The sequence below is a fragment of the Xanthomonas sp. SS genome (genome assembly GCF_014236835.1).
Classification (GTDB): Bacteria; Pseudomonadota; Gammaproteobacteria; order Xanthomonadales; family Xanthomonadaceae; genus Xanthomonas_A.
This window is the reverse complement of the sequence record NZ_CP051190.1, coordinates 2,666,644-2,691,286: the sequence shown is the minus strand read 5'-3', so window position 1 is coordinate 2,691,286 and position 24,643 is coordinate 2,666,644. Positions and strand designations below refer to the sequence as shown.

The following is a 24,643-nucleotide window of genomic DNA, read 5'->3' as shown; positions in this document are numbered from 1 at the left end:
CCTAGTTCGGTTCAGAAGCGGAAGGACAAACCGGCGCCGAGCGCGTGATCCGGCGAACGGTCGTTGAGGCCGTAGCTGTAGGCCACATCCAGTTGCACGTCGTTGCTCAGCAGCCAGGCCGAGCCGACGTCGAGCAGGGCGACGGTGCCGCCGTCGTCGCTTTTGGCGATCTGCGGCAGCGCCAGTTCGACGAACGAACGGCTGCGTTCGGTCCACGACTTGCCGAGCACCACGCCGAAGATGCCGGCCGCGTAGCGGTGGCCGTCCTCGTTCTCGTCCCAGATCACGCCCGGCATCACCCCGGCGGAGAGGCTGTCGCTGAGTTCCCATTCGGCGACCAGGCGGAACGAAGGCCGCGCGCCGTTGCCGCGCAGGCGGCGCGCGCCGCTGGGCAGGTCCACGTGCAGCAACCACGCCAGCGAGGCGCCGCCGTCGTCGGAAGCGGCCAGGTGATGCTTGACCCCAAGCGAGACATCGGAGAAGCCGGAGACATCGCCATCGCCGCCGGGCACGTCGTTGTGCTGCCAGCCGTCGGTTTCCAGGCGCAGCTCCCAGGTCGGGCCGAGGCCGTAGCGGAACAGGGTGGGCGTGGCATAACCGTCGACGCCGTCGTCGCGTTCCCAGGCGACGCTGGTTTCCACCTGCAGGCGGCGGTCGCCGACGGTCAGGCTGGATTCGACGAAGTCGGGGCGATCGGTGGCGATCGGCTCCTCTTCGGCGTGCGCAAGGCTGGCGATGCCGAACAAGGTCAGGCAGCTGGCAAGAACGATAGGCTTCATTGTGTTCCCCGTGAACGGTCGACCGTGAAACGCATGCGCCTGCCGTGGTGTCCCGGGCTGGCCGCATGGTCCGTTTGGACCGGCTGTCGCGTCCCCCAAGACGCGGTCAGCCAAATGTCATACAGGCTAACGGCCGGGCGCCAAGTATCTTTAAACATGTCCGACTGATGGCTTGCGCAAGCCATCGAAAAGCCAGCGGAACGGCGGTCGGCCTGGCGTGCTTGTCGCGCCTTAACTTCAACCCTCTCTCCACGGGGACTTGCTTCGCTCGCCGGAGGGGGAGGGGCTCATCCGATGACGACGCGATGGAAGGCGCATCCCCGGCCAGTGCAGAAATGCGCCGAACCGCAGCGGCTCAGAACTCGTGCCACTGCGTGTCGTTGGCGCTCGCCGGCTTGCCTGGCACCGCGCGGATCGGCACGGTGCTGCGCTTTGCCGGCGCGTTCTTGGCTTTCGTTTTTGGCGTAGCGACCGCGAGGCTGGGCCTGGCCACGGCTGCCTGCGTGGAGACGGCCGCGTTGTCGAGCTTGAACACGGCCACGGCCTGGGTGAGCTGGCCGGCCTGTTCTTCCATCGCGCGCGCCGCGGCGGTGGCCTCTTCCACGAGCGCAGCATTCTGTTGCGTGGCCTCGTCCATCTGGGTGACGGTCTGGTTGACCTGCTCGATGCCGGCGTACTGCTCCTGCGAGGCGGCGGAGATCTCGCCCATGATGTCGGTAACGCGCTGCACCGAAGACACGATCTCCTGCATGGTCTGCCCTGCGCGATCGACCAGTGCCGAGCCTTCGGCGACGCGGGTCACCGAGTCGTCGATCAGGCCCTTGATCTCCTTGGCCGCGCTCGCCGAGCGCTGGGCGAGGGTGCGCACTTCGCTGGCGACGACGGCGAAGCCGCGGCCCTGTTCGCCGGCGCGCGCCGCTTCCACCGCGGCGTTGAGCGCGAGGATGTTGGTCTGGAAGGCGATGCCGTCGATGACCGAGATGATGTCGGAGATCTTCTTCGACGAGGTCTCGATGCCGTTCATCGTGGTGACGACCTGGCTGACCACGTCGCCGCCCTGCGAGGCGACCGCGGCCGCGCCGACCGCGAGTTGATTGGCCTGGCGTGCGTGCTCGGCATTCTGCTTGACCGTGGAGGTCAGCTCTTCCATCGAGGCGGCCGTCTCTTCCAGGCTGGCGGCCTGCTGCTCGGTGCGCCGCGACAGGTCGTCGTTGCCGGCGGCGATCTCGCTGGAGGCGCTGTTGATGCTCAATGCGGCGCTCTGGATGCGGCCGACGATGCCGGCCAGCTGTTCGGCGGTGGCGTTGGCGTCGTCGCGCATCCTGGCGAACACGCCATTGAACTCGCCGTGCATGCGCGCGCTCAGGTCGCCGGCGGCGATGGCCTGCAGCAGTGTGGACAGCGCTTCCAGGTTGCCGTCGGCGGTGGCCATCAGCTGGTTGAGGCTGGCGACCATGGCGCGGAAGTCGTACTGGAAGCTGTCGGCGTCGCCGCGCACGCTGAAGTCGCCGGCCGCGGCGGCGGAGGCGAGCTGGTTGATCTCGCGGTTCATCGCGGTCAGGTTCTGCTTGACCGTGTCCATGGTCTCGGTCAGCACGGCTTTTTCGCCGGGCAGGCGATCCATGTCCTCGCTGAGGTCGCCGATCGCGTAGCGGCCCATGATCTGCGCCAGGCGCAGCTTCACCGCGATATGCGAGGCGGCCAGCGCGTTGCTGTCGCGGACCATGCGTCCGTAGTCGCCGGGGAAGGCGCTCTCGTCCATGCGGAAGCTGATCTGGCCGGCGTCGTGGCGCTGCGCCATTTCCTTCTGCGCATCGAGCACGGCGCGCAGTTGTTCCTGCATGCGCTGCAACGAACCGAACAAGCGGCCCAGCTCGTCGTTGCGCTGGTAGTGGATGCGGCTGTCCAGGCGCCCGGCGGCGACGGCGCCGGACACCTCCACGGCCTTGGCCAGCGGCACGACCACCAGGCGCCGCAGCAGAATGTAGAGACCGGCGCTGAGCAGCAGCGCCGCGCACAGGCCGACCGCGGCGATGGTCCACAGCAGCGAGCGCGCCTGGGCCATCAGCAGCGCGCGCGGCACCGCCACGCCCAGCGCGAAACGCTCCTGTGCCTGGCCGATCTGCAGCGGTACGTACACTTCGATGTCGGTGGCTCCGGTCTGCGCATCGGCGACTTCGCGGGTCACGCTCTCGCCCTTGGCGATGGCGGCCAGCAAGGCGCGCGTGGCCGGGTCGTTCAGCTTGTTGCCGACCTTGGTCGCGTCGCGATCGGCAATGATCGCGCCGCCGGGCGACAGCAGGCGCACGCGGCCTGCGCCGAGCGGGCGCAGCTTGGACAGGCGTTCCTGCAGCTTGGCCAAGCCGAAGTCGGTGGTCACCACGCCCAGGAACTTGCCGTCCTCGAGCACCGGCGTGGTCAGCGTGGTCATCAGCACCTTGTTGCCGCCGATCTCGTACACGTAGGGTTCCACCACGGTCGGGCGGCGCTGCTGGCGCGCCTTCAGATACCAGTCGCCGGAGCCGGGCACCTCGTAGTCGCGCAGCGGCTCGCGCACCTGCTTGTCGCCCTGCCAGGCCCAATACACCATGTAGCGGCCGCTGGCGTCGTGGCCCTCGGCGTTGGCATAGGTGCTGTCCTTGCCGTCGAACGCCTGCGGCTCCCACAGCGTGCCCAGACCGGTCCAGTCCGGGTGCTGGCGCAATTCGCGCAGCACGATATCGCTGAACGTCTCGCGCACCTTGCCGTCCTGGTTGCGCTGTGCCAGCAGACTGTTGGCGAAGACCTGGTTGGACACGAAGGCCGCGCCGATGTCGCTGGAAATGCGTTGCGCTTCCAGGTGGGCGGCATCGGTCATGCCCGCTTTCGCCGAGGCGAGCAGCGCATCGCTGCTGCGCACGTAGATGATCGCGGCGGTCACGCCGAAACACAGCAGGGCGATCGCGGCCACGCCGAGCATCAGGCGGGTGGCGACGCTGGTGAAGCGGGGGGCTGGAGTCTGGCTCATGGGGTTCATCGACTGGCAGAAATGGAGAAAGACACGGATGCCGATCCATTCACACGCTGCGGTGCGACGTCGAGTACGCGGCGCGAGCGGCCCGGAACTATCCTGTGTCGAATGCTTATCGGCACTGCGTCCCGGAAATTGAATCGGCCGCAGGGACACTGCGGCCGATCGGACCCTCACGCGGCGGCGGCGCTCGCTGCCGCCGGACTCAGAACTCCTGCCATTCGGTCGCCGTGCCCACCGCGGCCAGCGCACGCGGGCGCGGCGCCTGGCGCAGCGGTGGACGCGCGGCCGCTGCGCTGCGCAGGACCGGCCGGGCCGGAGCGACGGCGTCGTTGGCGGCCTCGATCTTGAACACCGCCACGGCGCCGCTGAGCTGGCCGGCCTGTTCTTCCATCGCGCGGGCGGCGGCGCTGGCTTCCTCGACCAGGGCGGCGTTCTGCTGGGTGGTTTCGTCCATCTGATTGACGGTCTGGTTGACCTGCTCGATGCCGGCGTACTGTTCCTGCGAGGCGGCGGAGATCTCGCCCATGATGTCGGTGACGCGCTGCACCGAGGACACGATCTCGGTCATGGTCTGGCCGGCCTGGCGCACCAGGACCGAGCCGTTGGACACCTGGTTGACCGAGTCGTCGATCAGGCTCTTGATCTCCTTGGCGGCACCGGCCGAGCGTTGGGCGAGGGTGCGCACTTCGCTGGCGACGACGGCGAAGCCACGACCCTGTTCGCCGGCGCGCGCCGCTTCCACCGCCGCATTCAAGGCCAGGATGTTGGTCTGGAAGGCGATGCCATCGATGACGCTGATGATGTCGGCGATCTTCTTCGACGACGCCTCGATGCCGCTCATCGTGGTCACGACCTGACCGACCACGTCGCCGCCTTGCGCCGCGACAGATGCCGCACCGACGGCGAGCTGGTTGGCCTGGCGCGCGTGCTCGGCATTCTGCTTCACGGTGGAGGTCAGTTCTTCCATCGAGGCGGCGGTCTCTTCCAGGCTGGCAGCCTGCTGCTCGGTGCGGCGCGACAGGTCGTCGTTGCCGGCGGCGATCTCGCTGGCCGCGGCATTGATGCTGAGCGCGGCGGTCTGGATGCCACCGACGATGCTGGCCAGCTGTTCGGAGGTGGCGTTGGCGTCGTCGCGCATCTTGGCGAATACGCCGCTGAAGTCGCCGTGCATGCGTGCGGTGAGGTCGCCGGCGGCGATGGATTGCAGCATCGTGGACAGTGCGTCGAGGTTGCCGTCGGCGGTGGCCATCAGCTGGTTGAGGCTGTCGACCATGGCGCGGAAGTCGTGCTGGAAACGCTGCGCATCGCCGCGCACGCTGAAGTCGCCGGCCGCCGCGGCATCGGCGAGCTGGCCGATCTCGCGGTTCATCGCACTCAGGTTCTGCTTGACCGTGTCCATCGTCGTGCTCAGCACCGCCTTCTCGCCGGGCAGGCGGTCCATGTCCTCGCTGAAGTCGCCGATCGCATAGCGGCCCATGATCTGGATCAGGCGCATCTTCACCGCGATATGCGTAGCGACCAGGCCGTTGCTGTCGCGGACCATGCGCCCGTAGTCGCCGGGGAACGCGCTCTCGTCCATGCGATAGCTGATCTGGCCGGCGTCGTGGCGCTGCGCCATTTCGGTCTGCGCGGCGATCACCGCGCGCAACTGGGTCTGCATGGTGCCCATGCTGGCCAGCAAGCGCCCGGTTTCGTCGCGCGATTGGGTATCGATGTGGTTGTCCAGCTTGCCCGAGGCGATGGCATCGGCGACCGAGATGGCCTGGCCCAGGCGCTTGACCATCTGCCGGCGGATCACCAGGCCCATGCCCACGGCGACCAGGATCGCGACCAGGCTGCCGAGCAGCACCGACCAGGTGCCCTGCGTGCGCACCGCGGCCAACTGTTCGCTGCGCTTGACCAGCAAGCCGTTTTCCTCGTCGGCGAATGCGCCGAGCAGCGAGCGGATCTTGCCCATCGCGGCGCGATCGCGGCCTTCGCCGAATGCGGAAAGCACCTGATCCTGGCTGTTGGGCGCCGCACGCAGGGCGATGATCTGCTGTTCGCTCTGCAGCAGTTCCTGATACTCGGTCTGCAGCTGCGCCAGGCGCGCCTGCTGCCGCGGATTGTCCGCGGTCAGGCGCTTGGCCTCGGCGAAGCTCTTGTCGAAGCCGGCCTGGCCGAGAGCGAAGGGCTGCAGATAATCCTTGTTGTTCGACAGCAGATAGCCGCGGGTGCTTGTCTGCACGTTCAGTACATTGGCCTGCATCAGTTCGCCCGTGGCCAGCACCTTGAAGGTGTGCTCGTTGATCGCGACAGCGTCGTTGAGCTTGAACTGGCTGCGCAGCCCGATCGCGCCAACGATGAGCAGCACCAGCACGACGGCGCCGAAGCCGATGGCGAGTTGGGCCGACAGGGGCAAATTCTTGGTCTTCATCGATGGATCCCGAAATTGAGGATGAAACGGGCTATGAAAGGAGGACTGAGCGCGGCGGATGCCGATCGCTGCATCCATGTCCTCTGTAACGGCCGGTCCATGGCCAAGTTCAATCGATTTCTCGGCCGCAATAGATAGTCTCAGTCAATCGTTATTGGATGTTCTGCTATGCGGTGGCTTGGATTTGGCCGGTTAAGGCCCGCCATGCGGTGCGTTTGTGGTCTGTGCCACGGAAAAAGCGTGTGACGTATCAAGGCCGGCCAAGATCGGCACTGGGTCCCAGAACGCGACTCGGCCGCGGAGATTCCGCGGCCGACTTCTATTGCGTTGCGCTCCGGTCAGGCGGCAGCCGGGTTCTGGTCGCCGCCGTTGCGGTGTGGTCTGCACCTTTGCGGTTATGCCTGACGCAACTGCGCCGGCTGGCTGCGCAGGGCAGGGCGGTTTGCAGACGCCGCGTTGGCCGCCTCGATCTTGAACACGGCCACGGCTGCGGTGAGCTGGCCGGCCTGGTCTTCCATCGAGCGCGCGGCGGCCGTGGCTTCTTCCACCAGCGCCGCATTCTGCTGCGTCGCTTCGTCCATCTGGGTCACGGTCTGGTTGACCTGTTCGATGCCGGCGTACTGCTCCTGCGAGGCGGCGGAGATCTCGCCCATGATGTCGGTGACACGCTGCACCGAGGACACGATCTCGCTCATGGTCTGGCCGGCCTGGCGCACCAGCGTCGAGCCCTCGGCGACGCGGGTCACCGACGCGTCGATCAGGTTCTTGATCTCTTTGGCCGCACCGGCCGAGCGCTGGGCGAGGGTACGCACTTCGCTGGCGACGACGGCGAAACCACGGCCTTGCTCGCCGGCACGCGCCGCTTCCACTGCCGCGTTGAGCGCCAGGATATTAGTCTGGAAGGCGATGCCGTCGATGACACTGATGATGTCGGCGATCTTCTTCGACGAGGTCTCGATGCCGCTCATCGTGCTCACCACCTGGCCGACCACATCGCCACCTTGCGAGGCGACCGCGGCAGCACCGACCGCAAGCTGATTGGCTTGCCGCGCATGCTCTGCGTTTTGCTTGACCGTGGAGGTCAGTTCTTCCATCGAGGCTGCAGTCTCTTCCAGGCTGGCCGCCTGCTGCTCGGTGCGCCGCGACAGGTCGTCGTTGCCGGCGGCGATCTCGCTGGCCGCGGCATTGATGTTGACCGCCGCGGTCTGGATGCGGCCGACGATGCCGGTCAACTGGTCGGCGGTGGCGTTGGCGTCGTCGCGCATCCTGGCGAACACGCCATGGAACTCGCCATCCATGCGCGCGGTCAGGTCGCCGGCGGCGATCGACTGCAGCAGCGCGGACAGCTTGCCGAGGTTGCGGTCGCTGACCTCCATCATCGCGTTGAGGCCTTGCACCATCGCCTGGAAGTCGTGCTGGAAGTGCTCGGCGTCGCCACGCGCACTGAAGTCGCCGGACGCGGCGGCAGCGGCCAGGCGCTTGATCTCGGTGTTGATCGCCAACAGGCTCGCCTTGGCCGCGTCCATCGATTGGTGCAGCACCGCGCGGCTGCCGGGCAGGCGCCGGGCGTCGCGGCGCAGGTCGCCGTTGGCGTATTCGTTGAGCACCGCGATCGCATCGACGATGGCGTCCAGGTGCTCGAACATCATGGTGTTGATGCCCTGGCTCAGGTCGCCGTACACACCGGGGAAATCCAGTGGCATGCGGTGGGAAATGTCCTTGTCGGCATGCAGCTCGATCATCAGCGACGTTTCCCGGGAAAAGCGCTGTAACTGCGACTGCATCCTGTCCATCGCATTGAGCAGGCGCCCGGGCTCGTCGCGGGCCTGGGTGCCGACGTCGTTGTCCAGGCGGCCGTCGGCGATCGCCTCGGCGGCACGGGTGGCGCGGTTCAGCGGCTGGGTCAGGCTGCGGGTGATCGTCCAGGCCAGCAGGCCGCTGATCAACAGCACCGCTGCGCCGCCGATGAGCAGCTTGAGCCGGTTCTGGGTCATCGAGGACAGCGCTGCTGCATATGCCTGCCTGCTCACACGCTGCTGCAGCTCGGCATTGGCGCGGATCGCGGCCTGTTGCTGGTCCATGGCCACCGACGCTGCACCCAGCAGCAAGGCCTGCGACTGTGCATTCTGGTCCTTTTCGCCGAGCTGCAATACCTGGTTGTTGAGCGCGACCGAGACGTCGCGCCGCTTATTGATCAAGTCGATGGCCTGCCGTTCGATGGCATTGCTCGGCATGGCCGCGAGCGCATCGTGGGCCACCTTGTAGCGGGCACGGTTGGCGTTGACGAAATCCAACACGCGTTGGTTGGCTGCGTCGCCTTGGACGATGGTGATGTCGCGCAGCCCGATTGCGACATTGGTGTTGGCGTCGAGCATTTCGTTCGACAGCCGGATCTTTTCCATGTTGCCGTTGACGATGGAGTCCAGTTGCCGATGCGCGTTGGTCATGCTCGCCAGTCCGATGGCCACCAGTAGCCCGGACAACAGGATCAGGATGCCGAATGCGGCGCCCAGGCGGCGCCCGACGTTGTAGCGTTCGAGGATTGCGTTCATGTCAGACCTTGCTTCATCTGCGATGGATGGATGGCTCCCGGCGATGCGCGACCGAGTGCCAGTGCCTGCGTGGATCGCTGCGTCGCGATGCCACAATCCGGATATCGACGACGCATGAGGAAACTTTGCTGCCTGCGTTCGGTCGCGTTTGCGTCGCGGTTAAGAAGCTGTCTGGCAGCTTTGCGGGCGCTGCAACAGCGACGTTTCTCCGACAGGCACGGTGGTTTTCTGCGCCGGTCGCGCCGCGCGCGGCCGCCATTGTCCTTGTCTGTGCAAACTGGTCCTTTCGCGTGTGTCGGATGCGGCGAGGGGATGTATCTGCACCGCAAAACGCAAAAGCCCCGGCATCGCTGCCGGGGCTTGGGTCTTGCTGGCCGCGCAGCGCGCGGCGATCCGCCAGGAACGATCAGGCCGCTTGCGGCACCTTCAGCGAACGCACCAGCCCGCCGATGTCCACGATCAGGGCGACGCGGCCGTCGCCGAGGATGGTGGCGCCGGAAATGCCGCCGATGCGCCGGTAGTTGTTCTCGATGTTTTTGACCACCACCTGCTGCTGGCCGACCAGTTCGTCCACTTCCAGCGCGATCTTCTGGCCGTCGGCCTCGACCACCACCACCAGCGGGTCGGCCTGCTCGGTGCGGCCGTAGCCGTACGAATCGCTGAGCGAGAGGATCGGCAGGTATTCGCCGCGGACCCGCAATACGCGGCCTTCGCCGGCCATGCTGCGGATGTCGTCGGGCTGCGGCTGCAGCGCTTCGAGCACGTAGGCCAGCGGCAGGATCAGGGTCTCGCCAGCGACCGACACGGTCATGCCGTCCAGGATCGCCAGGGTCAGCGGCAGCCGGATCAGCACGCGGGTGCCGCGGCCGGAATTGCTTTCCAGCTGCACTTCGCCGCCCAGGCCCTGGATGTTGCGGCGGACCACGTCCATGCCCACGCCGCGGCCGGACAGGTCGGTGACCGCGTCGGCGGTGGAGAAGCCGGGGGCGAAGATCAGGTCCCACACCTGCGCGTCGGTCGGGTTGTCCGGAACCGCCAGGCCGCGTTCGGCGGCCTTGGCCAGGATGCGTTCGCGGTTGAGGCCGGCGCCGTCGTCGCTGACTTCGATGACGATATGCCCGCCCTGGTGCGAGGCGGCCAAAGTGATGGTGCCGGTTTCGTCCTTGCCGGCGGCGCGGCGCGCTTCCGGCATTTCCAGACCGTGGTCGATCGAATTGCGCACCAGGTGCACCAGCGGATCGGCGATCTTCTCGATCAGGCCCTTGTCCAGCTCGGTGCCTTCGCCGATGGTGCGCAGCCGCACCTGCTTGCCGAGGCGGGTGGACAGGTCGCGGACCAGGCGCGGGAAGCGGCGGAACACCGCATCCACCGGCAGCATGCGCACGCCGATCACCGCTTCCTGCAGGTCGCGGGTGTTGCGTTCGAGCAGGTCCAGGCCGGCGAACAGGCGTTCGGCGTGGGCCGGGTCGAGATCGCCGGAGACCTGCTTGAGCATGGCCTGGGTGATGACCAGTTCGCCGACCAGATTGATCAGCGCATCGACCTTGTCGACGCTGACCCGGATCGAGCTTTCCGCTTCGTGCGCGGCGGCGGCATTGCCGGCCGGCGCATTGGCGGCGACGGCGGCGGCCGGCGCGGCGGTGGCGCTGGCCGGCGGCTGCGCCAGGGTCGGGGCGGGCGCGTTGGCCAGGCTCGGCGGCGGCACGGCGCGGATGTCCAGTTCGCAGTCGTCGATCACCCAGGCGAAGGTGTCTTCGATCGCGCTGCGCGGCACCTTGGCGACCAGGCCCAGGTCCCACGCCAGATAGGCCTCGAGCGGGTCGAGGTCGCTGAAGCCGGGCAGGCGCGCGGTGCGGCAGGCGACCTGCAGCGGGCCGAGGTGTTCGAGTTCGCGGATGATGCGCAGCGGGTCGTTGCCGCTCATGAACAGCGACGGCGCCGGGGTGAAGCCGATCTGCCAGGCTTCCGGTTCGGCCGGCTGGTTGGCGGCCGGGGTCGCGACGGGCGCGGCGGCGGCGTTGCCGTTGAGGGCGTGCTGCAGGCGGTCGTGCACCGCCTTGACCGCGACCGGATCGGCCGGGGTGCCGTGCTCGGCTTCGCGCAGCAAGGCGCGCAGCACGTCCACCGACCCCAGGATCGCATCGATCGCGTGCGCTTCCACTTCGCGCTTGCCCGAGCGCAGCTCGTCGAGCAGCGTCTCCAGCACGTGGGTCAGGCCGGCCATCGCCTCGAAGCCGAAGGTGGCGGCGCCGCCCTTGATCGAGTGCGCGGCGCGGAACACCGAGTTGATCACTTCGGGATCGCGGTTGCCTTCTTCCAGCGACAGCAATCCGGCTTCCATCGCGTCCAGCCCTTCGCGGCTTTCCTCGAAGAAGGTGGCGTGGAAACGTTGCAGGTCCATGCTCATGGGCGGGGAATCCGGAAAAAGGGTGGAGAGGAAATCAGCCCAGGACTTTCTGGACGGTGGCGATCAGCTGTTCCGGGTTGAACGGCTTGACCAGCCAGCCGGTGGCGCCGGCGGCCTTGCCTTCGGACTTCTTGTCCGCCGCCGACTCGGTGGTCAGCATCAGCATCGGCGTGAACTTGTAGTCCGGCAGCTGGCGCAGCGCGCGGATCAGCGAGATGCCGTCCATGTTCGGCATGTTGACGTCGGTGACCACCGCGTTGAAGCGCTGGCCCTGGGCGCGGCCGAGCGCGACCTGGCCGTCTTCGGCTTCCTCGACCGCGAAACCGGCCGAGGTGAGGGCAAAGGAGACCATCTGGCGCATCGACGCCGAATCGTCCACCACCAAGATACGTGCGCTCATGCGGCGTTCTCCACAGATTTCAGGTTGTCAGGGGTTGCAGGAAGGCCCAGCGATGCGCTGACCCCTAGCAGACGTGCCGCGTCGCGGAACGTGTCGTTGCAGGTTGCGAACACGGTGCTCTTGCCGTCCTTGCGACGTGCATCGACGAATGCGCACAGCACCTGCACGGATGCGGTATGGATGCGGCGGACCTCGCCGGCGTCCAGCTGCAGCTCGTCGTCCGACGCCAGGAACGGGGTCAGCCGTTGTTTCAGGTCGGCGCTGGTCTCGATGCCGAGATCTTCGCCAAGGGTCACTGTGCTCATCATTGCTCCGCACGGAATGGTTCTAGGGCAGATAACGGCCAATGCGCGGGAAGCTTTAGCGGCGCATCGGGAAAGTGCGGCAGGGTTGGCAGTTGCCGGGCCGCCGCCGTGGTGGTGCGTTGCCGCCGGCTTGGGCCCAGGTTGGGCCGTGCCGCATGCGGCCGTTGGGCAGCGCGGCGCCTGGGCGCGGCGCACGGCACTGCGTCGTTGCGGGGTGCTTGTCGACACAAGCTCCCTTTCTTGCCTGTCTTGACCCGCACGTGCGCAAGCACGGCGCGCCTGTCCTTACGCGTTCAGTGCAGCAGTTGCTCGGCGTCGAGCAGGATCATCGGCTGCTGCCCCAGCCGCGCCACGCCGCGGAACAGGTGGTTGGAGATGCGGCAGATGCGGGCATTGTCCGGCGGCTCGATCTGCTGGTCGGTGAGGCTGGCCACGTCCTCGACCGCGGATACGCGCAGGCCCAGGGTCTCGCCGTTCTCTTCCAGCACCACCACCCGGGTCAGCATGTCCATCTCGATCGGCGCGGCGCCCAGGTGGATGCCCAGGTCGATCACCGGCACCACCTGGCCACGCAGGTTCATGATCCCCAGCATCGCCGTCGGGGTGCCGCGCAGCGCCAGCAGCGGCACCGGCAGCACCACTTCCTGCACCTTCAGCAGTTCCAGCGCATAGGCCTGTTCGCCGCAGCGCAGGCGCAGCCAGCGGGTGCTGCGGTCCGGCGCGCGGCGCTGGTGCGGGGAGGCTTCGTGCGGCGTGCTCGGGGCCATGAATGCCTGCAGGTTGGGCGGCAGCCGCGCGCCCGCGGCCTGCGCGCGCTCGGCCTCGACGCGGCGTTCCGGCGGCACTGCCATCGGCGGGCGCTTGGTCGCGCGCGCGGAGGCGGCATCGTCTTCGGCGGCCAGGTCGCGCGGCGGTGCGGCGGCGCGTTGCATCTCCATCGCCGCGACCACCTCCAGATCGGCGTCGCGCTCGGCGGCGGACGGCGCCTGCTGCGACATGATCCCGGCCAGGGCCGGGTCGGCGTCGGCTTCGGCCAATACCGCGGCGGCGAGTTCTTCCGGGGTGGGACCGGCCGGCCTGGGCGCCAGGGCCTGCTGCGACATGATGCCGGCCAGGGCCGGATCGGCGTCGGCTTCGGCCAGGACCGCGGCGGCGAGTTCTTCCGGGGTGGGGCCGGCCGGCTTGGGTGCCAGGGCCTGCTGCGACATGATGCCGGCCAGGGCCGGATCGGCGTCGGCTTCGGCCAGGACTGCGGCGGCAAGTTCTTCCGGGGTGGGACCAGCCGGCTTGGGCGCCAGGGCCTGCTGCGACATGATGCCGGCCAGGGCTGGATCGGCGTCGGCTTCGGCCAGGACCGCGGCGGCGAGTTCTTCCGGGGTGGGACCAGCCGGCTTGGGCGCCAGGGCTTGCTGCGACATGATGCCGGCCAGGGCCGGATCGGAATCGGCTTCGGCCAGTACAGCGATAGCGATTTCCTCCGCGGAGGGGACCACCGGCGCGGGCGCTTCGACGGCGCGCACCGGTTCCGGCGCCGGTGCGGCGCTGGCCGCGGCGAGCGTGGCCTGGCGTTCGGCGTCGCGCTCTTCGGCGATCACGTCGTGCAGCAGGCCTTCCAGATAGTCGTCGATGACCCCGGGCGTGTTCATGCGGCCTGCTCCATCGGCACGGCGTCGCTGGAGATCAACCATTCCAGCGCGCGGCGGTAGGCGGCCAGGCCGCGGCCGGGGTAGTCGCCCGGAACGCCGGCCACCGTCAACGCCTTGACGTTGCAGATCTTGGTGTCGACCGGGATCGCGTCTTCCCAGACCCGCTCGCCGTAGCTGTCCTGCATCTGCTTGAGGGTGTCGTTGCCGGCGCGGGTACGCTTGTCGAACAGGGTCGGCAGGATCGAGGCGGGCAGGGGACGGCGGCGCGAGCGCTCGACCATGTCCACGGTGCGAACCATGCTGGCCAGGCCGTGCAGTGCCAGCGGCTCGGCCTGGGTCGGGATGATCACCCGGTCGGCCGCGGCCAGCGCGTTGATCATCAGCAGGCCCAGGGTCGGCGGGCAATCGAGCAGGATGTAGTCGTGCTGGCCGGCATGCCGTGCCATCGCCTGCTGCAGCGCCAGGCCCAGCCCGGGCTGGTTGGCGCTGCGCCGCTCCAGCGTGGCCAGCGCGGTCTGCCCGCAGACGTAGCTCAGGCGCTCGATGGCGCTGTCGCGGGCCAGTGCGGCCAGGTCGCTCGGCGGCGTGGCGAACAGGTCCAGCACGCCGCTCGGCGGCGGATCCTGCGGCACGTCGAAGGCGCGGGTCAGCGAGGCGTGCGGATCGAGATCCAGCATCAGCACGCGGTGGCCGAGCATGGCCAGGCCACGGCCCAGCGCCAGCGTGCTGGTGGTCTTGCCCACGCCACCCTTCTGGTTGGCAATCGCCCAGATGCGCATCAGTTCACTCCTTCAATGGCGGCAGGTACCGCGCGGGGCTGGCCGGCATGGCCGGCAGCCACCGCGGCGGCATGTAGCGGGGTCGCCGGCGCGGCGCCGGCGGTATTGGTCAATCGGTCTTGCGGCGACGGCGTGCCGGTGGCGGCGATGGGTGCCGCGGCGCTGCCGCTGTCGGGACCGCCGGCGTCGGCCAGGATCACCAGCACCACGCGGCGGTTGGCGTTGCGGCCGGCCTGGCTGTCGTTGTCGGCACGCGGGCGGAACTCGCCGTAGCCGATCATCGACAGCCGCGACGGTTGCAGGCCCTGGTCGGCGAACAGGTGCACCACGCTGGCCGCGCGCGCCGCCGACAATTCCCAGTTCGACGGGAACTGCAGGGTGGCGATCGGGCTGTTGTCGGTATAACCCTCCACGCGCACGCCGTTGGGCACCGGCACCAGCACCTGCGCCAGCTGCGCCAGGGTGGCGCGGGCGCTCTGGTCCAGCGACGCGGAGCCGGAGCCGAACAGGATGTCGCTGTTGATCTCCACTTCGATCCACAGCCCGGCGTGGCGCACGGTGATCAGCTTCTTCTGGATCAGCGGCGCCAACGCGGCGCCGAGCCGGTCGGCGATGCCGTCGAGCTGGCGTTGCGCGCGCCGCAGCTGGTCCTCGTCGCGCAGCGCGCTGGCCGAGCGCAGCGGCGAGGCCGAGGGCAGCCGGTTCGGGTCGGGCAGGGACAGCGCCGGGCTGGACTTGATCGGGGTCGGGCGCGCGCCGCCCTGGCCCTGCATCAGGTGATCGCCGACCTGCACCGGGCTCATCGTCCGCGGCGCGCCGCCGAAGGCGGTGCTCATCGCGTCGGCCATGACCCGGTACTTGGCCTCGTTGACCGTGGACAGCGCGTACATCACCACGAAGAAGGCGAGCAGCAACGTCATCAGATCGGCATAGGGGATGGCCCATGCCTCATGGTTGACGTGATCTTCGTGCTGACGCTTGCGGGCCATAGTGGTGGGTCAATGCAAGAAGCCGGCCAGCTTCGATTCGATGTTGCGCGGGTTCTCGCCCTGGGCGATGGCGATGAGCCCTTCGATGATCATTTCGCGCTCGCCGCTGCTGTGCTTGATCACGCTCTTGAGCTTGCTGGCCATCGGCAGGAACAGCAAATTGGCCGAGGCGATGCCGTAGATGGTGGCGGTGAACGCGGCGGCGATGCCGTGGCCGAGCTTGCTCGGGTCGGCGAGGTTCTTCATCACCGCGATCAGGCCCAGCACCGCGCCGATGATGCCCAGCGTCGGCGCATAGATGCCCATGCCTTCGAACACCTTGGCCGCGGCCAGGTCGCAGTGTTCCTGGCCGTCCAGGTCGATTTCCAGCATGTGCCGGATCGATTCCGGCTCCACCCCGTCGACCAGCATCTGCAAACCCTTGCGCACGAACGGGTCGGGCTGCTGCTGCACCTGGTTCTCCAGGCCGAGCAGGCCCTGGCGGCGGGCGATGTTGCTCCACTCCACGATCTGCTGCAGCAGCGCCTGGCGATCGCTGGCCGGCGGATGCAGGATCCACTTGGCGATCTGGAACGCGCGCCTGAACACCGCCGGCGGGGTATGCACCAGGATTGCGGCGACGGTGCCGACGATCACGATCACGAACGCGGCCGGCGACCACAGCGCGGAAACGCCGGCGCCCTTGAGGATGCTGCCGCCGACCAGCGAGGCGATCGCCAACAGCAAGCCAATGAGACTGAGTTTGTCCATGCAGGAAATATCGGCAGCGAGGGGAGGGACTTGATGGGGCGGCCGGGATTGGGAGTCGGGATTGGGGATTCGAGACGCCCGGCCGGTGGCGGTCGAGCCGCGGATCGGCGAGCGCGCGGCACCCTGTAGGAGCGGCTTCAGCCGCGACGCGTTACAGGTAAGGCGTCGCGGCTGAAGCCGCTCCTACAGGAAAGCGCGGCTGGCAACCGCCGTTGAACTTACCGGCAGGCCGATGACACTTTGGGTGTCGCATCGCCAGCCAGCGATCCGCACCGGGACAGCCTTCGAATCCCCAATCCCGGCCTTCGATCAGCTCTTCAACCCATCCACATCTAGGATCAACGCCAGCCGGCCATCGCCGATCAGGGTCGCGCCGGCGTAGCCAGGCAGGCCGCGCAGTGCGCGCGGCAGCGGCTTGATCACCACTTCCTCGCGGCCGCGGACCTGGTCTACGACCAGGCCCATGCGCGATTCGCCGGCCTGCAGCACCACCACGGTCAGCAGCGGCAGTTCCGGCGCTTCGATGTTCAACCAGTGGCGCAGGTCCACCAGCGGCAAGGTATGCGATTGCCGGTCGAGTACGGCGCGGCCGTCGAACCAGCCCAGCGCGCGGCGCGGCGCGTGCAGCACTTCCACCACGCGCGCCAGCGGCAGCGCATAGACGGTGTCGCCGGCCTGCACCAGCAGGGTCGGCAGGATCGCCAGGGTCAGCGGCACGCGGATCAGGAAGCGGCTGCCGCGGCCCAGTTCGGACTGGATCTGGATCTGCCCGCTGAGTTCGCGGATGCGCGACTGCACCACGTCCATGCCGACGCCGCGGCCGGAGATGTCGGTGACTTCGGACTTGGTCGAGAAACCGGGCAGGAACACCAGGTGCAGGCATTCCTCGGTGGTCAGGCGCGCGGCGGCTTCCGGATCGATCAGGCCCTTCTCGCGCGCCTTCTGCCGCAGGCGTTCGGGGTCGATGCCGGCGCCGTCGTCCTGCACTTCGATGCTGACGTAGTCGCCTTCCTGCTGCGCCGACAGGCGCACGTGGCCGCCGCGCGGCTTGCCGGTGGCTTCGCGCAGCGCCGGCGTCTCGATGCCGTGGTCGATCGCGTTGCGCACCAGGTGCACCAGCGGATCGGCCAGCGCCTCGACCAGGTTGCGGTCCAGTTCGGTGTCGGCGCCGATCAGTTCCAGGTCCACTTCCTTGTTCAGGGAGCGGGCGACGTCGCGCGCGACCTTGGGGAAGCGCGAGAACACCTTGCCGACCGGCTGCATGCGGGTGCGCATCACCGCCGATTGCAGGCGCGAGGTGGCGATGTCCAGGCTGCTGACCGCGCGGTCCAGTTCTTCGTCGCGCAGGCGCACGCGCAGGGTCTTGAGCCGGTTGCGCGACAGCACCAGTTCGCCGATCAGGTTGACGATCGCGTCCAGGCGCTTGGTGTCCACGCGCACGGTGTGTTCGGGTTCGGCGGCTTTGGCCGGCGCACCTGCGGGCTTGGCGCTCGGCGCCGGCCGCGGCGCGGCGGCCGGTACTGGCAGCGCGGCTGGCGCGGCGCCGCCGTGCAGCTGGTCGAGCAACGCTTCGAATTCGTCGTCGTCGATCATGTCGCTGTTGCCGCCTGCGGCGGGCAGCGGCGCGGCGACGGCGGCCTTGGCGCTGGGCGCGGCGGTTTCTTCGCCGCTGGTGGCGAACTGCGCGATCAGCTGCTGCGGCGCGCGCGGCGGTTCGCTGCCGCTGCCGAATGCGTCGAGCATCGACTGCAGGTAGTCCAGCGACTGCTGCGCGGCGTCGAAGTGCCGCGCCTGCAAGGTGGCCTGGCCGGCGCGGGCCTGGCCCAGGGTGTCCTCGGCGGCGTGGCACAGCTCGACCATGGCGTTGATCGCCAGAAAGCCGGCGCCGCCCTTGAGCGTGTGGAAACCGCGGAATACCGCGTTGAGCTGGTCGCTGTCCTCGGGCGCCTGCTCCAGCGACACCAACTGCTCGCCGAGCCGGTCCAGGATTTCCTGGGCCTCGATGATGAAGTCGGCAGCGATGTCGTCGGGGACGGCGCTCATGGCATTACAGTCCCAGTCCGGACAGCAGGTCGTCGGCGTCGTTCTGCGACACGCCGTGGCGGTCCAGTCCGGCCAGCGCCGGGCCGGCCAGGCTGCCATCGGGCTTCTTGTCTTCCTTCGGCGGCAGGCCGAGCGCGCCGAAGCCCTCGTGCACGCGGCGCACGATGGTCGCCACGCGGCGGATGATCTGCCCGGTCAGGTCCTGGAAGCTCTGCGCCAGGGCCATCTCGGTGAGGTTGTGGCGGATCTTGTCGAGGATCTCGCCCTGGTCGCCGGTCAGCCCGCCGGCGCGCAGCTGTTCGGCCAGCGCGCGGCATTCCTCGGCCAGGTCCAGGGTGCGGTGGCTGGCCTTCTCGGTCATCTCCACCACGTGGTCCAGGCGCGAGCAGGCGTCGTCCAGTTCGCCGGCTTCGCTGGGAATGACCGGCAGCTCGCCGAGCGCCTGGCCCAGGTCGCGCGCCAGCCGGCTCAGGCCCTGCATCATCGGCCGCGTGCGCCAGGCGGCGAGCGTGTCGATTTCCTTGCGCCAGGCGGTTTCGTCGCCGCGCTCCAGTGCGTCCAGCGCACCTTGCAGGCGTTCGATCAGGGCGCTGCGTTCGGCGGTGGCTTGCATCAGGCGGTCGCTCCCAGGCGTTCGAAGATCTTGCCCAGCTTCTCCTGCAACGTCTGCGCGGTGAACGGCTTGATGATGTAGCCGTTCACGCCGCACTGCGCCGCCTCGATGATCTGCTCGCGCTTGGCCTCGGCGGTCACCATCAGCACCGGCAGGTGCTTGAGCTTGTCGTCGGCACGGATGTTGCGCAGCAGGTCGATGCCGGTCATGCCGGGCATGTTCCAGTCGGTGACCACGAACTCGAACGGTGCCGAGCGCAGCGCAGCCAGCGCACTGTTGCCGTCTTCGGCCTCTGCAGTGTTGGTGAAGCCCAGATCGCCGAGCAGATTCTTGACGATGCGCCGCATCGTCGAGAAATCGTCCACGATCAAAATCCGCATGTTCTTGTTCACCGCTAACTCCCTTGGGTCTTATTCTTCGTCTTCCAGGCCGGCGTCTGCCGCTTCGAACGCTTTCAAGCGTCCGCGCAAGCGTACCGTGGCCTGGCCGTGGATCTGGCAGACGCGCGACTCGCTGACACCGAGCACCGCGCCGATTTCCTTCAAGTTCAATTCTTGTTCGTAGTACAGAGACAGTACCAGCTGCTCGCGCTCGGGCAGCAGCGCGATCGCCTTGCCCAGTTCGCGCCCGAACTCGCTGCGCTCGAGCATCTGCTGCGGATTGGGCCCGCCCTTGGCGATGGTGTCCAGCTCGCCGTGGTCTTCGACCCGCGATTCCAGGCTCAGCACCTGGCCGCGCGCGGCATCTTCCATCAATCGCAGGTATTCGGGAAGCGGCATGTCCATCGCGGCGGCCACTTCGTTGGCGGCGGCGGCGCGGCCGGTGCTCTGCTCGATCTTGCGGATCGCCGAGGCGGCGTCGCGGGCGCGGCGGTGCACCGAACGCGGCACCCAGTCGCCGCGGCGGATCTCATCGATCATCGAGCCGCGGATGCGGATCGAGGCGTAGGTCTCGAACGAGGCGCCCTGGTCGGCGTCGTAGCTGCGCGAGGCCTCGATCAGGCCGATCATGCCGGCCTGGATCAGGTCGTCGATCTCGACGCTGGCCGGCAGTCGCGCCGCCAGGTGGTGGGCGATGCGCCGCACCAGGTCCGAATGCTGGGCGATGTAGTCGTTGGAGCTGTTGCGCTGCACGGCGCGGTATTGGGCGGCGGCGTTCATGCGGCGACCCCCCGCTGGATGATCCGTTCGACGAAGAACTCGACGTTGCCGCGCGGCACGGTCGGCGCCTGCCAGCGCGAGGTGCGGCGGGCGATCTCGGCGATCGCCTGCGCCGACGGGCTGGACGGGTAGGCCTTGACCACCGGCTGCTGGCGCTGCACCGCCAGGCGCAGCCAGTCGTCCTGCGGCACGCAGCCCAGGTAATTCAGCGACACGTCGCCGAGGAACTTCTCGCACACCCGGCTCAGCTTGTCGTACAGCAGGCGGCCTTCGTTGAGGTCGCGGACCATGTTGGCCACGATCTGCACCCGGTCCACGCCGCGTTCGCGCGACAGCACCTTGATCAGCGCGTAGGCGTCGGTGATCGAGGCCGGTTCGTCGCAGACCACCACCACCGCGTCCTGCGCGGCCTGGCAGAAGGTCAGCACGCTGTCGGTGATGCCGGCGGCGGTGTCGATGATCATCACGTCCAGCTCGCGCTTGAGCTCGGAGAACACGTTGACCAGGCCGACGTGCTGGGCCGGCGGCAGCTCGGCCATGTGCCGGCGACCGGAGGCGGCGGGCACCACCATCAGCCCGTTGGGCATGTCGATCAGCACCTCTTCCAGGGTGCAGCGCCCGGCGACCAGGTCGGCCAGGGTGAATTTGGGGGTCAGCCCGAGCAGCACGTCGACGTTGGCCAGGCCAAGGTCGGCGTCCAGCAGCAGGGTGCGCTTGCCCATGTCGGCCAGCGCCATCGACAGGTTGACCGAGATGTTGGTCTTGCCGACGCCGCCCTTGCCGCCGGTCACGGCGATCGTGCGCACCGGGCCCAGCGGTTCGCTGCGCGTTGCCGACAGGGGGAAGGCATTGGTCAGATTGGCGTAATCACGCGACGGCATGGTTCTGCTCCGGAGTACAGGGCTTATCGGCAGCGCGCCGCAAATCTTCAAGGCGCAATACCAGGCTGGCGGCGTTGGCGCGGTGCAGGTCGTCCGGCACGCGCTGACCATCGGTCACCCAGGTGATGGGAAGCCGGTGGTCCGCGACCACCGACAGGGCACTGCCAAACCGCCCGGTTTCGTCAAGCTTGGTCAAGATCACCCCCTGCGGATCGGCGCCGGCAAACCGGCGCACCACCTCGTCCAGGTCGGAGAAATGAGCGTTGGCAGGGAGTACTAGCAAGGACCGGACCACTCGCGAGGCGCGCAGCCAGTGCAGCTGTGCGGCCAGGGCGCGGTCGCGCTGGCCCATGCCGGCGGTGTCGATCAGCACCAGCTTGTAGTCGCGCAGGCGCTCCAGCAGCTGCTGCAGGGCGGCGTCGCTGTCGGCCTCGTGCACGGCGATGCCGAGCTGGCGGCCGTAGCTGTGCAGCTGTTCGCGGCCGCCGACGCGGATGGTGTCGGTGGTGACCAGGGCCACGTCGCGGGCGGCGTGGCGCTCCAGGAAGCGCGAGGCCAGCTTGGCGATGGTGGTGGTCTTGCCGGCGCCGGTGGGGCCGATCAGGGCGATCACGCCGCCTTCCTCGATCGGATCCAGCGGGGCGATCGGCAGGCGCTTGGACAGCAGCCCCAGCATCAGCCCGCGGCCGCGGTGCAGTTCCAGGTCGGCGGGGATCTGCATCACCACGTCGCGGGTCAGGCCGCTGTCGAAGCCGTAGTCGTCCATCAGCTCCAGCGCCTGGGCGCGCACCGGCGAGCCGCGCAGGCGTTCGTCGGTGAGCCGGTTCATCTCGCGCTCGATCATCTGCCGCATCAGCGCCAGTTCGTCGCGCAGCTGAGTCAATTGTTCGTCGTTCTGCGCGACGGGGAAGCTGGCCACCGGCGCCAGCGTCGGCGGCGCCGGGATCCCGGCGCTGGCCGCAGGCGCGGCGGCCGGCAGCGGCACGACGTTCGCGGCGCTAGTCGCGGCGGCCGGGGTCAGCGACACGGCGGCGATGTCTTCCAGCCAGGCCGGCACCTCGGCGGCGATCGCGGCGGCGCTGGCGGCGGCGGCCGGGGCGGCCGGGGCGGCGAACGGGCTGGGCATCGGCACGCTGATCGGTGCGTTGCGGAACACGTCCTCGGAATGCGGAATTCGGCGAAGGGGGCGTCGGCGGGGACCGGGCAGGGGCCCGCGGCGCGGCGGCGGGACGGCTCGGCGCCGGCGCAGTGCCGGCCGGCATCGCCGAGGCGGCGATCGCGGCGGGCTGGGTCAGCGGCCGCGCCGGTGCGGCCTGCGCCACTGTCGCGGTGCTGCCGGCGTTGGCCATGGCGGCGGCCGGGGCACGGCGCTCGCTGATCGCGGCCATCATCGCCATCGCCGGGTTGGCGGCGGCCTTGGCCGCACGCGGCGCCGGATTGGCGGCCGACACCTGCAGCCGCGGCGCCGCCTCTTCCGGACGCGCCGCGTCCAGCGCCTGCTGCACCAGGGCTTCGTCGTAGTTGCTGGCGGCGACGATCTCGATGCCTTCGTCGGTGCGCCGGTTGGACAGGATCACCGCATCCGGACCGTGCTCGTCGCGGACCATGCGGAACGCGGTGCGCATGTCGGGGGCTACGAAGCGTTTGATCTTCATGGGTGGACGCCGGGATTCGGGAGTGGGGATTGGGGATTGGTCGCGGATGCCGCCGTTACGTGGCTGGTATCCGGTCGCCTTGCTCTGGTTGTCTTCGATCGTTTCACTGCTGTCTCTCTCCGCTCGCGGGGTCCGCTGTTGCGAATCCCGTATCCCAAATCACCAATCCCTGCCTGTCAGCTGATCGTTCCCACCAGCTTCAGCCGCTTGTCTTCCGGTACCTCGCTGTAGGACAGCACCGACAGCGAGGGGACGCTGTGGCGGACCAGCCTGGCCAGCGCGGCGCGGACTTGCGCCGGGACCAGCACCACGGCCGGTTCGTTGCGCGCTTCCTGCTTGCTGACGCATTCGGCCAGGCTCTGGTGCAGCCGCTCGGCCAGGCCGGGTTCCAGCGCGGCACCGTTGCCTTGGGTAGAGTCTTGCAAGACACGTTCCAATTGCGGGGCCAGGGTGTACACCGGCAGTTCGGCGGACATTCCCGAGATTTCCTGGACGATGAACCGGCCCAGGGCGTTGCGCACCGCAGCGGTGAGCACGCCGGGTTCTTGACTCTGCGGGGCCTGTTCGACCAGCGCCTCGACGATCTTGCGCAGCTGCCGCACCGGGATCTTCTCGATCAGCAGGTTCTGCAGCACACGCACCACCACCGACAGCGGCAGCGCCTTCGGGGTGAGGTCCTCGACCAGCTTCGGCGCGCTCTTGGCCAGCGTGGCCAGCAGCTGCTGCACCTCTTCGTGGCCGAGCAGTTCCGGGGCGTGCTCGCGGATCAGGTGCGACAGGTGGGTGGCGATCACCGTGGCCGGGTCGACCACGGTGTAGCCCATGGTCTCGGCCTGGGCGCGTTGGTGCGGCTGGATCCAGATCGCATCCAGGCCGAACGCGGGGTCCTTGCCGGCGATGCCGTCGATCTTGCCCAGCGCGCCGCCCGGGTCCAGCGCCAGTTCGCGATCGGGGTGGATGTCGGCGGTGGCCACCGGCACGCCGTGCACCAGCAGGCGGTAGGCGTTGGCCGGCAACTCCAGGTTGTCGCGGATGTGTACCGGCGGGATCAGGAAGCCGATGTCCTGGGTCAGCTTGCGGCGCACGCCCTTGATCCGCGCCATCAGTTCGCCGCCCTGGGTCTTGTCCACCAGCGGGATCAGCCGGTAGCCGACCTCCAGGCCCAGCGGATCGATCGGGCGCAGTTCGTCCCAGCCCAGTTCGGCGTTGGCCTGGGCGCCGGCGCTGGCCGCCTGCTGCGCCGGATCCGGCTTGGCTTCTTCCGGCAGCAGGCTGCGCTTCCACATTTTCCAGGCCAGCAGGCCCAGGATCAGCGCCAGCGTCAAGAAAGCGACGTTGGGCATGCCCGGGACCAGGCCGACCAGGCCCAGGATCGCCGCGGCCACCGCCAGCGCTTTGTGCTGGCCGAACACCTGGCCCATCATCGAGGCGCCCATGTCCTGCGAGCGCGAGGCGCGGGTGACCAGCATCGCCACCGCCGAGGACACCAGCAGCGCCGGCAACTGCGCCACCAGGCCGTCGCCGATCGACAGCAGGGTATAGGTGGACGCGGCCTGGCCCACCGGCATGCCGTGCTGCAGGACGCCGACCGCCATGCCGCCAATGAGGTTGATGAACAGGATCAGGATGCCGGCGATGGCGTCGCCGCGGATGAACTTGCTGGCGCCGTCCATCGAGCCGTAGAAGTCGGCTTCCTCGCGGACTTCCTCGCGCCGGGCCTTGGCCTCTTCGCGGGTCAGCAGGCCGGCGTTGAGGTCGGCGTCGATCGCCATCTGCTTGCCGGGCATGGCGTCTAGGATGAAGCGCGCGGTCACTTCCGACACGCGCCCGGCGCCCTTGGTGATGACCACGAAGTTGATGATGGTCAGGATCGCGAACACCACGATGCCGACCGCGTAGTTGCCGCCGATCACGAACTGGCCGAACGCCTCGATCACCTTGCCGGCGGCGCCGTGGCCGTCTTGGCCGTTGATCAGGATCACGCGGGTGGAGGCCACGTTCAGCGCCAGGCGCAGCATCGTGGTCATCAGCAGCACGATCGGGAAGATGCTGAACTCCAGCGGCCGCTTCACATAGACCACCGCCAGCAGCACCATCAGCGAGATCGCGATGTTGAAGGTGAACAGGGCGTCCAGCACCGGCGCGGCCAGCGGCACCACCACCATCGCCAGCATCGCCATCACGATCACCGGCGCGCCGAGGCCGTGCTTGATCATGTCCATCATCTTGCGCGTGTTCATTTGCGCGGCGGGCTG

17 protein-coding genes and 1 pseudogene are annotated in these 24,643 nt (G+C 68.5%); all 18 read right to left on the bottom strand.

Annotated elements, in window-relative coordinates; translation table 11 throughout:
* Positions 1-11 precede the first annotated feature (11 nt).
* The 18 genes and pseudogenes from HEP74_RS11155 to flhA all read right to left on the bottom strand — a co-directional run bounded on the left by HEP74_RS11155 (position 12) and on the right by flhA (position 24,628).
* The gene (locus HEP74_RS11155) at positions 12-779 is read right to left on the bottom strand and encodes a transporter (protein WP_185812942.1); all 768 of its coding nucleotides are present in this window, start codon (positions 777-779) and stop codon (positions 12-14) included.
* A gap of 355 nt (positions 780-1,134) precedes the next feature.
* Entirely contained in the window at positions 1,135-3,795 is a 2,661-nt protein-coding gene (locus HEP74_RS11150; protein ID WP_524540733.1) for a methyl-accepting chemotaxis protein, read from the bottom strand.
* 199 nt (positions 3,796-3,994) lie between these two features.
* Positions 3,995-6,208 (bottom strand): methyl-accepting chemotaxis protein, encoded by a 2,214-nt coding sequence (locus tag HEP74_RS11145; protein WP_185812941.1) that lies wholly within the window; start codon positions 6,206-6,208, stop codon positions 3,995-3,997.
* 395 nt (positions 6,209-6,603) lie between these two features.
* Entirely contained in the window at positions 6,604-8,760 is a 2,157-nt protein-coding gene (locus HEP74_RS11140; RefSeq protein WP_185812940.1) for a methyl-accepting chemotaxis protein, read from the bottom strand.
* A 406-nt stretch (positions 8,761-9,166) separates the two neighbouring features.
* Positions 9,167-11,167, bottom strand: coding sequence for a chemotaxis protein CheA (locus HEP74_RS11135; RefSeq protein WP_185812939.1), 2,001 nt, complete (start codon positions 11,165-11,167; stop codon positions 9,167-9,169).
* 34 nt (positions 11,168-11,201) lie between these two features.
* Entirely contained in the window at positions 11,202-11,567 is a 366-nt protein-coding gene (locus HEP74_RS11130) for a response regulator (RefSeq protein WP_003470902.1), read from the bottom strand.
* Positions 11,564-11,872 carry an STAS domain-containing protein gene (locus HEP74_RS11125; RefSeq protein ID WP_074375519.1) on the bottom strand — a complete coding sequence of 103 codons (309 nt, stop codon included), beginning with the start codon at positions 11,870-11,872 and terminating at the stop codon, positions 11,564-11,566. The genes HEP74_RS11130 and HEP74_RS11125 overlap by 4 nt, the downstream gene beginning before the upstream one ends.
* 293 nt (positions 11,873-12,165) lie before the next feature.
* A complete protein-coding gene (locus HEP74_RS11120) occupies positions 12,166-13,518 on the bottom strand; it encodes a chemotaxis protein CheW (RefSeq protein WP_185812938.1) in 1,353 nt (450 codons plus the stop codon).
* A complete protein-coding gene (locus tag HEP74_RS11115; RefSeq protein ID WP_185812937.1) occupies positions 13,515-14,297 on the bottom strand; it encodes a ParA family protein in 783 nt (260 codons plus the stop codon). Before HEP74_RS11115 ends, HEP74_RS11120 begins: the two co-directional genes overlap by 4 nt.
* The gene (motD, locus tag HEP74_RS11110; protein ID WP_185812936.1) at positions 14,297-15,286 is read right to left on the bottom strand and encodes a flagellar motor protein MotD; all 990 of its coding nucleotides are present in this window, start codon (positions 15,284-15,286) and stop codon (positions 14,297-14,299) included. Before motD ends, HEP74_RS11115 begins: the two co-directional genes overlap by 1 nt.
* Positions 15,287-15,295: 9 nt before the next feature.
* Positions 15,296-16,036, bottom strand: a complete 741-nt coding sequence (locus HEP74_RS11105; RefSeq protein ID WP_185812935.1) for a flagellar motor protein — start codon at positions 16,034-16,036, stop codon at positions 15,296-15,298.
* A 309-nt stretch (positions 16,037-16,345) separates the two neighbouring features.
* Entirely contained in the window at positions 16,346-18,079 is a 1,734-nt protein-coding gene (locus tag HEP74_RS11100) for a chemotaxis protein CheA (RefSeq protein WP_185812934.1), read from the bottom strand.
* A 4-nt stretch (positions 18,080-18,083) separates the two neighbouring features.
* Entirely contained in the window at positions 18,084-18,692 is a 609-nt protein-coding gene (locus HEP74_RS11095) for a protein phosphatase CheZ (protein WP_185812933.1), read from the bottom strand.
* On the bottom strand, positions 18,692-19,084 hold the full coding sequence (gene cheY, locus HEP74_RS11090) for a chemotaxis response regulator CheY (RefSeq protein ID WP_010341542.1): 393 nt from the start codon (positions 19,082-19,084) through the stop codon (positions 18,692-18,694). Before cheY ends, HEP74_RS11095 begins: the two co-directional genes overlap by 1 nt.
* Before the next feature lie 18 nt (positions 19,085-19,102).
* The gene (locus HEP74_RS11085; protein ID WP_185812932.1) at positions 19,103-19,852 is read right to left on the bottom strand and encodes an RNA polymerase sigma factor FliA; all 750 of its coding nucleotides are present in this window, start codon (positions 19,850-19,852) and stop codon (positions 19,103-19,105) included.
* Positions 19,849-20,733, bottom strand: a complete 885-nt coding sequence (locus HEP74_RS11080; protein ID WP_179564490.1) for a MinD/ParA family ATP-binding protein — start codon at positions 20,731-20,733, stop codon at positions 19,849-19,851. The genes HEP74_RS11085 and HEP74_RS11080 overlap by 4 nt, the downstream gene beginning before the upstream one ends.
* Positions 20,720-22,388 (bottom strand): annotated as a pseudogene (gene flhF, locus HEP74_RS11075) (flagellar biosynthesis GTPase FlhF). The gene HEP74_RS11080 and the pseudogene flhF overlap by 14 nt, the downstream one beginning before the upstream one ends.
* A gap of 176 nt (positions 22,389-22,564) precedes the next feature.
* Positions 22,565-24,628 (bottom strand): flagellar biosynthesis protein FlhA, encoded by a 2,064-nt coding sequence (flhA, locus tag HEP74_RS11070; protein ID WP_185816590.1) that lies wholly within the window; start codon positions 24,626-24,628, stop codon positions 22,565-22,567.
* Positions 24,629-24,643: the final 15 nt, after the last annotated feature.